Annotated in this window: 9 protein-coding genes; 4 read left to right on the forward strand and 5 right to left on the reverse strand. The window is 61.0% G+C overall.

Annotation, left to right across the window (positions count from 1 at the left end; genetic code table 11):
- Window positions 1-3 precede the first annotated feature (3 nt).
- The 5 genes from NFI08_RS05630 to rpmH form a co-directional block, all read right to left on the reverse strand.
- Window positions 4-576: a YceI family protein gene (locus NFI08_RS05630; protein ID WP_124804526.1), complete on the reverse strand. Its 573-nt coding sequence runs from the start codon at window positions 574-576 to the stop codon at window positions 4-6.
- A gap of 261 nt (window positions 577-837) precedes the next feature.
- Window positions 838-2208 (reverse strand): tRNA uridine-5-carboxymethylaminomethyl(34) synthesis GTPase MnmE, encoded by a 1371-nt coding sequence (gene mnmE, locus NFI08_RS05635; RefSeq protein ID WP_349587874.1) that lies wholly within the window; start codon window positions 2206-2208, stop codon window positions 838-840.
- Between the two features lie 153 nt (window positions 2209-2361).
- Window positions 2362-4041 carry a membrane protein insertase YidC gene (gene yidC, locus NFI08_RS05640; protein ID WP_108131947.1) on the reverse strand — a complete coding sequence of 560 codons (1680 nt, stop codon included), beginning with the start codon at window positions 4039-4041 and terminating at the stop codon, window positions 2362-2364.
- Window positions 4042-4240: 199 nt separating this feature from the next.
- A complete protein-coding gene (gene rnpA, locus NFI08_RS05645; protein WP_083970680.1) occupies window positions 4241-4690 on the reverse strand; it encodes a ribonuclease P protein component in 450 nt (149 codons plus the stop codon).
- Window positions 4691-4703: 13 nt separating this feature from the next.
- Window positions 4704-4838 carry a 50S ribosomal protein L34 gene (gene rpmH / locus NFI08_RS05650; RefSeq protein ID WP_008959105.1) on the reverse strand — a complete coding sequence of 45 codons (135 nt, stop codon included), beginning with the start codon at window positions 4836-4838 and terminating at the stop codon, window positions 4704-4706.
- Between the two features lie 601 nt (window positions 4839-5439).
- Here rpmH and dnaA point away from each other — a divergent pair.
- The 4 genes from dnaA to gyrB are packed head-to-tail and all read left to right on the forward strand — an operon-like array spanning window position 5440 to window position 11655.
- Window positions 5440-6915: a chromosomal replication initiator protein DnaA gene (gene dnaA, locus NFI08_RS05655; protein WP_045995088.1), complete on the forward strand. Its 1476-nt coding sequence runs from the start codon at window positions 5440-5442 to the stop codon at window positions 6913-6915.
- A 60-nt stretch (window positions 6916-6975) separates the two neighbouring features.
- Entirely contained in the window at window positions 6976-8079 is a 1104-nt protein-coding gene (dnaN, locus tag NFI08_RS05660; RefSeq protein WP_045995089.1) for a DNA polymerase III subunit beta, read from the forward strand.
- Between the two features lie 28 nt (window positions 8080-8107).
- Complete coding sequence (gene recF / locus NFI08_RS05665) at window positions 8108-9238, forward strand: DNA replication/repair protein RecF (RefSeq protein WP_045995090.1); 1131 nt, start codon at window positions 8108-8110, stop codon at window positions 9236-9238.
- On the forward strand, window positions 9235-11655 hold the full coding sequence (gene gyrB / locus NFI08_RS05670) for a DNA topoisomerase (ATP-hydrolyzing) subunit B (RefSeq protein ID WP_045995091.1): 2421 nt from the start codon (window positions 9235-9237) through the stop codon (window positions 11653-11655). The genes recF and gyrB overlap by 4 nt, the downstream gene beginning before the upstream one ends.
- Window positions 11656-12374: the final 719 nt, after the last annotated feature.

Raw genomic sequence — 12374 nt, forward strand, 5'->3', positions numbered from 1 at the left:
GGGTCATGGTGCCTCGAACATCAAGCGAAAGCCCACCGGTGAGGTTCGGTCGATGGATGAGAGGCCAGCGATTTCCTGCAAGGCGGCGATGCCGTCCTCGAAGCCCAGCGATTCTGCGCTTAGCCATACCGGCTGATCCGACACCACCAGCCAGCGTGTGTCGGCGAGTCTTGCCACCAGTACCTGGGCCTCCTGCTCGGTCGACGCCGAGCCGAGACTGATATCGACCGGGATACTGGTCGCCAGGGTCTCGCCTACGCCAAGTGAATCGAAGCTGGAGGTATCTACCTGGGCCGAGATCGCGAAGCTGGCCGCGGCCAGCAGGTGCTCGAGCATCCGTTCATCACGGATATCGATGCCCGTGTCCAGCGATTCTGTGGCCACCTCGATGGTGACCTTGCCGCTATCGTCGATACCGCCGGACAGACCGTCCAGGTGGTGGGTCTCACCTATGCTCTGGTTTTTCACCGAGCCGAACCACAGGCGTGAATCGTCACCGGACAGCTGCCAGTCCGCCAGGGCGGAAAGCGAGACGCTGCCTAGCGCCATTGCGACAACCAGGGGAAGAGCTTTCATGGGGACTCCTGTGGGCAAGGGGGCACTGCCCACAGTGTAGCGGGTATGACAGATGCCCTGGACGAGCCCTCGGTCCGGCCGGTCGGGGGGCGGATGCCTGGCACCAGTGATGGCGGACGCCTCAGGCGCCCCATGTCGGCGCCAGGCGTGGCTTCGCCATCACTGAAGGGATGGCGAGGCGATCGCTGGCGCATGAACGTGGGTAAGTACTCGCTATCGGTGTAGCGTCTGCTTTAAAGGCTTTTGTGCATTTTCAGGCATTCACTTGCCGATACAGAAGCTGCCGAAGATCTCACCCAACAGATCGTCGGCGCTGAACTCGCCGGTGATCTCCCCCAGCGCCTGCTGGGCATCACGCAGGTCCTCGGCCAGCAGCTCGCCCGCGCCATAGCCTTCGAGTTGTGCATGGCCGTTGTCGAGGGCCTCTCGGGCGCGGTCAAGGGCGTCCAGGTGACGACGCCGAGCCGAGAAGCGGCCTTCGGTGGTGGACTGAAAGCCAATGATCTCCTTGAGGTGAGACTTGAGGTTATCCACACCCTGACGTGATCTGGCGGAGAGCCGCAGCGTAGGAGGTGTTGTGGATAAATCGAGTCCCGGTGCTTCACCGCTCTGGTCCACCTTGTTGCGCACCAGGGTCAAGCGTGAGGCGTCCGGCAGGCGCTCGACGAATTCCGGCCAGATGGCCATGGGGTCGGTGGCCTCGGTGGTGGTGGCGTCCACCAGCAGCAGGACCCGGTCGGCCTTCTCGATTTCGCTCCAGGCGCGGGCCACGCCGATCTTTTCCACCGCGTCGGGGGTATCGCGCAGGCCGGCGGTGTCGATGATGTGCAGCGGCATGCCGTCCAGATGGATATGTTCTCGCAACACGTCCCGGGTGGTGCCCTCGATATCGGTGACGATGGCGGTGTCCTGTTCGGTCAGCGCATTGAGCAGGCTCGACTTGCCGGCATTGGGCCGTCCGGCGATGACCACGCTCATGCCTTCGCGCATCAGTGCGCCCTGGCCGGCACTGCGACGCACCTCGGCGAGCTCCGTCATGAGCGCGCCAAGCTTGGCCGCGACATGGCCATCGGCGAGGAAGTCGATCTCCTCCTCGGGGAAGTCGATGGCCGCCTCGACGTACATGCGCAGCTCGATCAGGCCCTGGACCAGCGACTGCACGCGGGTGGAGAACTCGCCCTGCAAGGAGCGCAAGGCATTTTCGGCGGCGCCACGCGAGCTGGCGTCGATCAGGTCGGCGATGGCCTCGGCCTGAGCCAGGTCGAGCTTGTCATTGAGAAAGGCGCGCTCGGAGAACTCGCCCGGGCGGGCCAGTCGCGCCCCCAGCGCCACACAGCGCTCGAGCAGCATGTCCATGATCACCGGGCCGCCGTGACCCTGAAGTTCCAGCACGTCTTCGCCGGTGAAGGAGTGTGGCCCTTCGAAAAACAGCGCGATGCCTTCATCGATTACCCCGTTATCGCCCCTGAACGGTCCGTAGAAGGCCTGGCGCGCGTCCGGTACCTGGCCCAGCATGGCGCTGGCAATCGCGCCACAGGCAGGCCCCGAGACGCGTATGATGCCGACGCCGCCCCGACCCGGCGGCGTGGCGAGGGCGCAGATGCTGTCCTGGGTGTAGAGAGGCGTGGTCATGGTCAGACTCCTTGATGATCGGGCGTATTGTCAGGCGCAGCGCCTGGCTTTGCCAGTCCGGCTGGTGTGGCCAACGGCTGTGGCCAGAGGTGCGGGCCCTGAAACGCCAGACCCCCGCCGAAGCGGGGGTCTGGAAGCGTCATGCATGAGGACTTACTTGGTGTTCATGCCCTTGCCGACGCTGGGGTCTTCCTCGATCTTGCGGGTGATCACGTACTGCTGAATGATCGAGATGCAGTTGTTGCACACCCAGTAGATGACCAGACCGGCCGGGAACCACAGGAAGAAGAAGGTGAAGACGATCGGCAGCATCTTCATGATCTTCGCCTGCATCGGGTCCGGAGGCGTCGGGTTGAGCATCTGCTGAACGAACATGGAGGCGCCCATCAGGATCGGCAGGACGAAGTAGGGGTCCTTCACCGACAGGTCCTGGATCCACAGCATGAAGGGCGCGTGACGCAGTTCCACGGACTCCAGCAGCATCCAGTACAGCGCGATGAACACCGGCATCTGTATCAGGATCGGCAGACAGCCGCCCAGCGGATTGATCTTTTCCTTCTGGTAGAACTTCATCATCTCCTGGGACATCTTCTGGCGGTCGTCGCCGAAGCGTTCCTTGAGACGCTGCATTTCCGGGCCCAGCTTGCGCATGCGTGCCATGGACTTGTAGGCCTTGGCAGACAGCGGCCACAGGGCAGCCTTGACCATGATGGTCAGGATGACGATGGACCAGCCCCAGTTGCCGATCAGATCGTGGATGTGATCGAGCAGCCAGAACAGCGGATTGGCGATGAACCACAGCCAGCCGAAGTCGACGGTCAGCTCCAGGTTCGGTGCCACGGCCTCAAGCCGCTCCTGCACCTTGGGGCCCATGTAGAGGGTGGCACCCAGGGTGGCGTCGGCTCCCGGTGCCAGGGTCTGGGCCTGGCCGGCGAAGGCGGCCACGTTGCGGTCCTGACTGTCGGTGGCGGCGTAGAACAGGTTGTCCTGCTGCTGCGGCGGTACCCAGGCGGAGGTGAAGTAGTGCTGGATGATCGCGACCCAGCCGCCCTCGACCTCGCGGTTCTGGAAGTTGCCTGCCTGGATGTCCTCGAAGTCGATCTTCTCGTAGCGGTTCTCCGGTGAGGAGTACGCCGCGCCGAGGAAGGAGCGCATGCCCATCTTGGGGCCGGTGGACGGATCCGGGTTGTTGTCGCGGGCCAGTTGGCCGATGAAGCGTGCGCTGACCGGCTCCTCTCCAGCGTTGGCAAGCAGGTAGCTGACGTCGACTGCGTAGTCGTCACGACTGAAGGTGAAACGCTTGACGATATCGATGCCATTGACGGTGGCGGTCATGTCCACCTGCAGGCTGTCCTGGCCGTCGGCCAGGCGGTACTCGGTCTTCTCGGGCGAGAAGGCGATACGACCGCTGTTGCCGTCAAGCTGCAGTCCAGAGCGAGCGACGTAGCTCAGGGTGCTGTTGTTGGACAGCAGCACGTAGGGCCGATCCCCATCCTGGCTCATCAGATGCTGGGGGAGGGCGGCGTAGACGATGTCGCCACCCTGGGGGTCGATACGCACGTCGAGGACGTCGGTGATGACCGCAATGAGATCTCGACTGTTGGCAGCGGGCTCGCTGCTGCCGGGCAGCTCGCTGCCGACATCATTGGCCGAGCTGGGTGCCGCCAGGCCTTCCGACGTGGAGGCGTCGGCACCGTTTGAGGTCGCGTTGCTGGTGATCGCCGGAGCATCCGGGGTGCTGGGCGGCTGACCGTAGTCCTGGTTCCACTGCACCATGATCAGGTAGGCGAGCACCGCCAGGGGGATCAGCAGGAGTAGTCGTTTTACGTCCATGAAGGGTCTGCCCGAAGGGAAGTGAACATGCCGATGGCGCCACGCGAGACGCCTACATGAGATACACGAAAGCCTGCCGGAGGCAGGCCAGTATTCGTACGGAAACGTTCCGCGTCGCGAGAGGTGACGTCAAGGGGCCGGAAGAGGGACTCATTCATGCTCGGACCAAGTGTGTTCGGCATTGAAGAGCCTCTTGCTGCTAGTTACGGCTTTGCTTCGGCTGTGACCGAGTGTCACCCCGGGTGTCACTCGCGTGGCGAGGTGTCGTCGATGTCCGCGAGGGACGAGTCGACTTCTCGGCCTCGCGCTCGAGACGACGCCACATGCCGAACAGCTGGCGCAGCACGGTGTCGTTGTCGACCTCGTTGACGCCACGCCTGGCCAGCAAGACGATATCCACGGCGGGAAGTCGATGCTGTGCATGCCGAACGGACTCACGAGCCAGTCGTTTCAGTCGATTGCGATCGACGGCCCGGCGTACGTTCTTCTTGCTGAAGACCAGGCCCAGGCGAGGGTGTCCCAAGTCATTGGGAATCGCCAACGCCATCAGGCCCTTGCCGTGAACCTTGTAGACCGCCCCATCGAACACCTGGCGGTAGTCCCCGGCAGTCAGCAAGCGGCATTGCCGGGGAAAGGTCAGACAGGCCACGAAGGACCTGCGCTTAGGCGCTCAGGCGCTTGCGGCCCTTGGCACGGCGACGTGCCAGAACGGCGCGGCCGTTTTTGGTGGCCATGCGAGCACGGAAGCCGTGCGCGCGCTTGCGCTTGAGAACGCTCGGTTGAAATGTGCGCTTCATAACTCGTTAATCCCACAGTGGTTTTTTGGAACGGATAGACATCCAGAGGCTCCCGGAATCCGCTCGGGCCCCCGGGGGTATTCGGCTCAAGACCGGATATTTTAGTGATTTCAAGCCCTGGGTGCAATCTTTTCGCGGGCCAGAAAGCAGGTTTCAGGGTGTTCGCCCCTGCCAGTCCGGCCCAGACGGCTGGGGATAACTCTTGCTCGAGCCGAACCGGCGGGTGAACAAGCCACCAGGGACCGGCCTCGCGACATGACCCACTGCCTACATAACAATAAAGAGAAGTTCTTGACTGATGTTGTTATTACTACTGGGGATAGTTTTTGTGGATAAGCGTGTTCACGTATGAAATTTCAACATGTTGCGTTGCATATAAAAGTGTGGAGAAAACGTTGAGACCGCGGGGAGGAGCGGTGTGGTTCCGGTGGATCAATGATGAGATTGTCCACAGGGACTCGTTCGCCAGCAAGTTGTTCCAGCACAACTCCGAATGGCGTACAAGGGTTTTCCACAGCTAGGTTTCGGTGCCGTTCTCGTGTGGATAACTCGTGGTGACAAGGCTACAATGTGCGGTCGTTCTTCAACCAAGGTAGCTCGCGTGTCGCTCGCTCTCTGGCAACAGTGTCTACAAACCCTTCAGGATGAACTGAGCTCGCAGCAGTTCAACACCTGGATTCGCCCTCTGCAGGCGGAAGAAGGGGAGTCCAATCAGCTCAGGCTGCTGGCACCCAACCGCTTCGTGCGCGATTGGGTCAGTGACAAGTACGCCAAGCGTATCAGTGAACTGATGCGGGAGTTGGCGCCGGCCAAGCCGCCCAAGGTGATGCTGACGGTGGGCAGTCGTCGCGCTGCGCCGGCCCCACCCCAGACTCGCGAACTCGGTGATCCTGTCTCCGCCGCTCCGGCCCGCTCGGCGGCCGTGCACACCAGCTCCCGCGGCGATGTGGGGGATGAGCGCGAGGTCGACCGCCTGCGCGACGAAGGCGGTGAGGCGCCGGTCACGCGTCCACCTGGCGGTGAACGTCAGGTTCAGGTCGAGGGCAGTCTCAAGCACTCCAGTGGCCTGAATCCCAACTTCACCTTCGAGACGTTTGTCGAGGGCAAGTCCAACCAGCTTGCCAGGGCGGCATCCCGCCAGGTGTCGGAGAACCCAGGGGGAGCCTACAACCCGCTGTTTCTGTATGGTGGCGTCGGCCTCGGTAAGACCCACCTGATGCATGCGGTGGGCAATGCCCTGGCGGGGCGTCGCGAGAACGCTCGGGTGGTGTATCTTCACTCGGAGCGCTTTGTCGCCGATATGGTCAAGGCCCTTCAGCTCAACGCCATCAATGACTTCAAGCGCTTCTATCGCAGCGTCGACGCGCTGTTGATCGATGACATCCAGTTCTTCGCCGGCAAGGAGCGCTCCCAGGAGGAGTTCTTCCATACCTTCAATGCCTTGCTTGAGGGTGGCCAGCAGATGATCCTGACCTCGGATCGCTACCCGAAGGAAATCAGCGGCGTCGAGGAGCGCCTCAAGTCCCGTTTTGGCTGGGGGCTGACGGTGGCGATAGAGCCGCCTGAGCTCGAGACTCGGGTGGCGATACTGATGAAGAAGGCCGACCAGGCCAAGGTGGATCTACCCCATGATGCGGCTTTCTTCATTGCCCAGAAGATTCGCTCCAACGTGCGTGAACTGGAAGGGGCGCTGAAGAAGGTCATCGCCGATTCCCACTTCATGGGCAAGTCGATCACCCAGGACTTCATCCGCGAATCGCTCAAGGATCTGCTCGCTCTGCAGGACAAGCAGGTAGGCGTGGACAACATCCAGCGTACCGTGGCGGAGTACTACAAGATCAAGCTGGCGGACCTGCTGTCCAAGCGGCGTTCACGCTCCGTGGCGCGCCCGCGACAGGTCGCCATGGCCCTGGCCAAGGAACTGACCAATCACAGTCTTCCGGAAATCGGCGACGCCTTCGGCGGCCGAGACCACACCACCGTGCTACATGCCTGTCGCAAGGTGCAGGCGCTGCAGGAAGAAAGCGCCGATATTCGTGAAGACTACAAGAATCTGTTGCGGCTTTTGACCAGTTAACGTCTCTACGTCATCAACCGCGTGACCGTCTCACTCTCCCGGACAAGAAGTGGAGCCGACATGAAATTTTCCATCTCCCGCGAAGCGCTGCTGCGCCCGCTGACGCTGGTGGCCGGTGTGGTCGAGCGCCGTCAGACGTTACCGGTGCTCTCCAACGTGCTGATCCAGGTCGAACAGGACGAGGTCGCCTTGACCGGCACCGACCTGGAAGTCGAACTGGTCGGCCGCACCGTGGCCAGCCAGGTGGATGAGCCTGGCGCCATCACGGTGCCCGCGCGCAAGCTGATGGACATCTGCAAGTCCTTGCCAGACCAGTCCGAGCTGGAGCTGTCCATCGAGGACGGGCGGGCCGTGCTGCGCAGTGGCCGTTCACGCTTTACCCTGTCCACGCTTCCGGTCGCCGAGTTTCCGAATATTGAAGATGGTCAGAGCAGTGTCGAACTGGCGTTGCCGCGGGGGACCCTCAAGCAGCTGATCGACGCCACCTCCTTCGCCATGGCGCAGCAGGACGTTCGCTACTATCTGAATGGCCTGCTGCTGGAGTTCGCCCCGAACCTGGTCCGCACCGTGGCTACCGACGGCCACCGCCTGGCGGTCAGCTCTCGCCCCGTGGAGATCAACATTGAGTCGGCCCAGAAGCTGATCGTTCCGCGCAAGGGTGTACTCGAACTGGTACGGCTGCTCGACGATTCCGAAGAGCCTGTCAGCCTGACCCTGGGCTCTACCCATATCCGTGCTCACACTGGGGACTTCACCTTCACCTCCAAGCTGGTGGACGGCAAGTTCCCGGACTACGAGCGGGTCGTGCCCAAGGGCGGCGACAAGGTCTTCATCGCCGAACGTTCGGAGTTGCGTCAGGTGCTGTCGCGTACCGCCATCCTCTCCAACGAGAAGTACCGTGGGGTGCGGCTGAATCTGGAAGAGGGCAACCTGAGGGTGATGGCCAACAACCCGGAGCAGGAAGAGGCCGAGGAAAACATCGCCATCGAATACAGCGGGCCGGCCATGGAGATCGGCTTCAACGTCGGCTATCTGATCGACGTGCTCAACGCCGTGGGTGAGGATCGCGTGCAGATGACGCTGGGCGATCCCAACAGCAGTGCGCTGATGGAAGAACCCGGTGGCGGCGATGCCCTCTATGTCGTGATGCCGATGCGCCTGTGACGGTATTCGTTGCCAGCAAGGCCTTTCCATGGCGCTAGACCGCTTGATGTTTCAAGGCCTGCGAAACTTGCAGGCCTTTGATATTTCACCATCTTCCGGGATCAACCTGATCACTGGAAGCAACGGCAGCGGCAAGACCAGCCTGCTCGAAGGTATCCACCTGCTGGGCATGGGGCGGTCCTTTCGGGCGCGTCGGCTGTCCCAGGTACTCCACCACGATGCTGACGCCCTTGTCCTGCATGGCCGCCTTGCCGGTGATCCCCCTGTATCGATCGGTTTGCGCCGCCTGCGTCAGGAGCGCGAATTGACGCTGCGCATTGGCGGTGAACGACTCGACAGGGTGTCTCGTCTGGTGGAGACCCTGCCCCTGCAGTTGATCAACCCCGACGCCTTCCGCCTGCTGGAGGGATCTCCCGCCGGCAGGAGGGAGTTCCTGGATTGGGGAGTGTTTCACGTGAAACATGACTTCCTGCAGGCCTGGCAGCGTTTCCGTCGCGCCCTGAAACATCGGAATGCCCTGCTCAGGCATGGTAGAATGGAGCCTCAATCCCTGTCAGTGTGGGAGCATGAGCTGGCGCTTTCGGGCGAGCGCATGGACATCCTGCGCAGGGAATGGATCGATACCTTTATCCCGGTATTCGAGGAAACGCTGGAAGGGCTGATTTCACTGCCATCGCTGACGCTACGCTATAGCCGTGGCTGGGATCGACAGCGAGATCTGGCCGAGGTGCTCGAGCAGGGACGCGACACCGATCGTCAGATGGGCTTTACCCAGCAGGGGCCCCAGCGAGCGGATCTGGCGATTCGACTCGGCAAACGACCAGCGGTCGAAGTGCTTTCACGAGGACAACAGAAACTCGTCGTGAGCGCACTGAAGCTTGCCCAGGGACGGTTACTCGAGAAGATGACAGGCAGGACCTGTCTCTACTTGATCGACGATCTGCCCGCCGAACTGGACCAGAACCACCGAAGGATCTTTTGCCAGTGGCTGGAGCGGATGCGCTGCCAGGCCTTCATCACCAGCGTGGATCACGAGGTACTGGCCGACCTGTGGCAACCCGATACGCCGATGGCAATGTTTCACGTGAAACAAGACGCTGACGGCTTCGGCCAGCTGCAGGCCATAGACAGACAGACTTCACGACGGAGTGGTCAATGAGCGAACATGCTTACGACTCATCGAGCATCAAGGTACTGAAAGGCCTGGATGCCGTACGCAAGCGGCCCGGGATGTACATCGGCGATACCGATGATGGTACCGGCCTGCATCACATGGTGTTCGAGCTGGTGGACAACTCCATCGACGAAGCGCTGGCCGGCCACTGTAGCGAGATCAGGGTGATCATCCATCCGGATGAGTCGATCACCGTCAGTGACAATGGCCGTGGCATTCCTACCGATATTCATGAAGAGGAAGGCGTATCGGCGGCCGAAGTGATCATGACGGTGTTGCACGCGGGCGGTAAGTTCGATGACAACTCTTACAAGGTATCTGGCGGCCTGCACGGCGTCGGTGTCTCGGTGGTCAATGCGCTGTCTGAAGAGCTCAAGCTGACCATCTGGCGTGCTGGCAAGGTCCACGAGCAGATCTATCGTCACGGTGTCCCCGAGTCGCCGCTGGCTGTGGTGGGGCAGACCGAGCAGACCGGTTCGCGGGTGCACTTCCGTCCGTCTCCCGAGACCTTCGCCAATATCGAGTTTCACTACGATATTCTGGCCAAGCGTCTGCGTGAGCTGTCGTTTCTGAATTCTGGTGTGGCTATCCGCCTGCTGGACGAGCGTAGCGGCAAGGAAGAGCTGTTTCACTATGAAGGTGGCCTGAAGGCCTTCGTCGACCACCTCAACACCAACAAGACCGTTCTCAACCCCGTCTTCCACTTCAATGTGGAGCGGGAAGATGGCGTGGCGGTTGAGGTGGCGATGCAGTGGAACGATACCTTCGCCGAGAACATCTTCTGCTACACCAACAACATCCCTCAGCGGGATGGCGGTACCCACCTGGCCGGTTTCCGCGCTTCACTGACTCGTACGCTCAATCACTATATTGAAGCGGAAGGGTTGCTGAAGAAGACCAAGGTGAACACCTCCGGTGACGACGCCCGTGAGGGCCTGACCGCGATCATCTCGGTCAAGGTGCCGGACCCGAAGTTTTCCTCCCAGACCAAGGACAAGCTGGTCTCTTCCGAGGTAAAAACTGCGGTAGAACAAGAACTTGGTCGGTCTTTCTCGGAGTATCTGGTAGAGAAGCCCAACGAAGCCAAGGCCATCGTCAACAAGATGCTGGACGCTGCCAGGGCCCGCGAGGCGGCGCGCAAGGCGCGTGATATGACCCGCCGCAAGGGTGCCCTGGACATCGCAGGGCTGCCCGGCAAGCTGGCCGACTGTCAGGAAAAGGACCCCGGTCTGTCCGAACTCTACCTGGTCGAGGGTGACTCGGCCGGGGGTAGTGCCAAGCAGGGGCGTGACCGGCGTACCCAGGCTATCCTGCCGCTCAAGGGCAAGATCCTCAACGTCGAGAAGGCCCGCTTCGACAAGATGCTGTCGTCTGCGGAAGTCGGGACGCTCATCACTGCCCTGGGCTGTGGCATTGGCCGTGAGGAGTTCAATCCGGACAAGCTGCGCTATCACTCGATCATCATCATGACCGATGCTGACGTGGACGGTTCGCATATTCGGACCCTGCTGTTGACGTTCTTCTTCCGTCAGATGGCGGAGTTGATCGAGCGCGGGCATGTGTTTATCGCCCAGCCGCCGCTGTACAAGATCAAGCGTGGCAAGCAGGAGCTCTACCTCAAGGATGAGCAGGCGATGATCGACTACCTGACCACCACCGCCCTGGACGGAGCGCGGTTGTGCGTCAGTGAAGATGCGCCAGGAATCAGCGGGGCTCAGCTTGAGACTCTGGTGAACCAGTACCGTGATGTAATGAAGCGCATCGATCGTCTGTCGCGGGTCTATCCCAGCGAGGTGCTGCGCAAGATCGTCCATGCGGCACATCTTGACGGCGAAAACAGCCTTCGTGATCGCGGCACCATGCAGAACTGGATCGAGTTCCTGCAGAAGGAAATGGACGATCTGGTGGCCTACGAGGGCGGACCGCGTTACACCTTCTCGTTGCAGGAAGACAATGAACGCGGGTTCTTCCTGCCGGCGGTAACCTTGATTGCCCATGGCGTGACCACCGACTACGTCTGGGGCCTGGACTTCTTCACCAGCGCCGACTATCGCGCCATCGCTGGCCTCGGTGAGACACTGGATGGGCTGCTGGAAGAGAGCGCCTATATCGCCCGTGGTGAGCGCAAGAAGCCGGTCAAGACCTTCTATGAGGCGCTGGATTGGCTGATGAACGAGGCACAGCGTGGTCTGTCGATCCAGCGCTACAAGGGCCTGGGCGAGATGAACCCGGAGCAGTTGTGGGAAACCACCATGGATCCCAATACGCGGCGTATGCTGCGGGTTTCCATCGAAGATGCCGTTGCCGCCGACATGATGTTCAACACCCTGATGGGTGATGAAGTCGAACCGCGTCGTGACTTTATCGAGCGCAACGCTCTGGTGGCCAATCTGGACATCTAGTGCAGCAGGAAGTCCCAGGCCCATGGCCTCGATGTTTCATGTGAAACATCACGCGACAAAACCCCGATCTTCAGGATCGGGGTTTTTTCTTTTTTAGTATCAGTAGTTTGCCAGCGGCCGGATGGTTGGATGGCTGGGTGGCTGGTTTCTTGAAAGGCCCGCTATGAGAGGGCGGGGTGCACCAGGCTTCTATTGCCATCCGGCGAGGGTGTATCGCGAATGAGCAGATACACATCTGACCGCACGCCATGGGCTGTGGTCGTCCGATTCTGCTGGCGAACGCGGTGATTGGGTGGTGAGTGGGCGCGTGTGTCGGCAATGGAAGTCAGTGGACGTAGCTGGATGTCAGTAGAGGAAAGACGAAGGCGCGGTGTCACCATGGCGATCGTATGGTGGGCAGGAGCTTGAGGACATCGCGGCGCTGCCTGCACGTTTCACGTGAAACATCTGGCGATATAAGGTCAGCTGCTCAAGCCAGGACTCACGCCTCTTTGATATCAAATGTCTGGTCGATATCAGCATTCGTGCCGAGTACGGGGAGTACCCGAGCTTCAGGCGGATACTCGGAGGAAGGTATCTGGCTTGCGTGCTGACATGTGAAGTGGTCGAAAAGGCGGCGTATCGATACTCCTGGCGTCATCTCAAAGAAGGGGATGGAAGGAGGGAATCAGAAAGGGAGGAATGGAGGTGTTGTTGGAAGGAGCTGTTGGTACGGGGGG

It is taken from the genome of Halomonas sp. EF61 (assembly GCF_040147045.1).
Classification (GTDB): Bacteria; Pseudomonadota; Gammaproteobacteria; order Pseudomonadales; family Halomonadaceae; genus Halomonas; species Halomonas litopenaei.

Coding starts and splice junctions, on each gene's coding strand:
- NFI08_RS05630 (WP_124804526.1), bottom strand. CDS start 576: ATGAAAGCTCTTCCCCTGGTTGTCGCAATGGCGCTAGGCAGCGTCTCG.
- mnmE (WP_349587874.1), bottom strand. CDS start 2,208: ATGACCACGCCTCTCTACACCCAGGACAGCATCTGCGCCCTCGCCACG.
- yidC (WP_108131947.1), bottom strand. CDS start 4,041: ATGGACGTAAAACGACTACTCCTGCTGATCCCCCTGGCGGTGCTCGCC.
- rpmH (WP_008959105.1), bottom strand. CDS start 4,838: ATGAAGCGCACATTTCAACCGAGCGTTCTCAAGCGCAAGCGCGCGCAC.
- dnaN (WP_045995089.1), top strand. CDS start 6,976: ATGAAATTTTCCATCTCCCGCGAAGCGCTGCTGCGCCCGCTGACGCTG.
- recF (WP_045995090.1), top strand. CDS start 8,108: ATGGCGCTAGACCGCTTGATGTTTCAAGGCCTGCGAAACTTGCAGGCC.
- gyrB (WP_045995091.1), top strand. CDS start 9,235: ATGAGCGAACATGCTTACGACTCATCGAGCATCAAGGTACTGAAAGGC.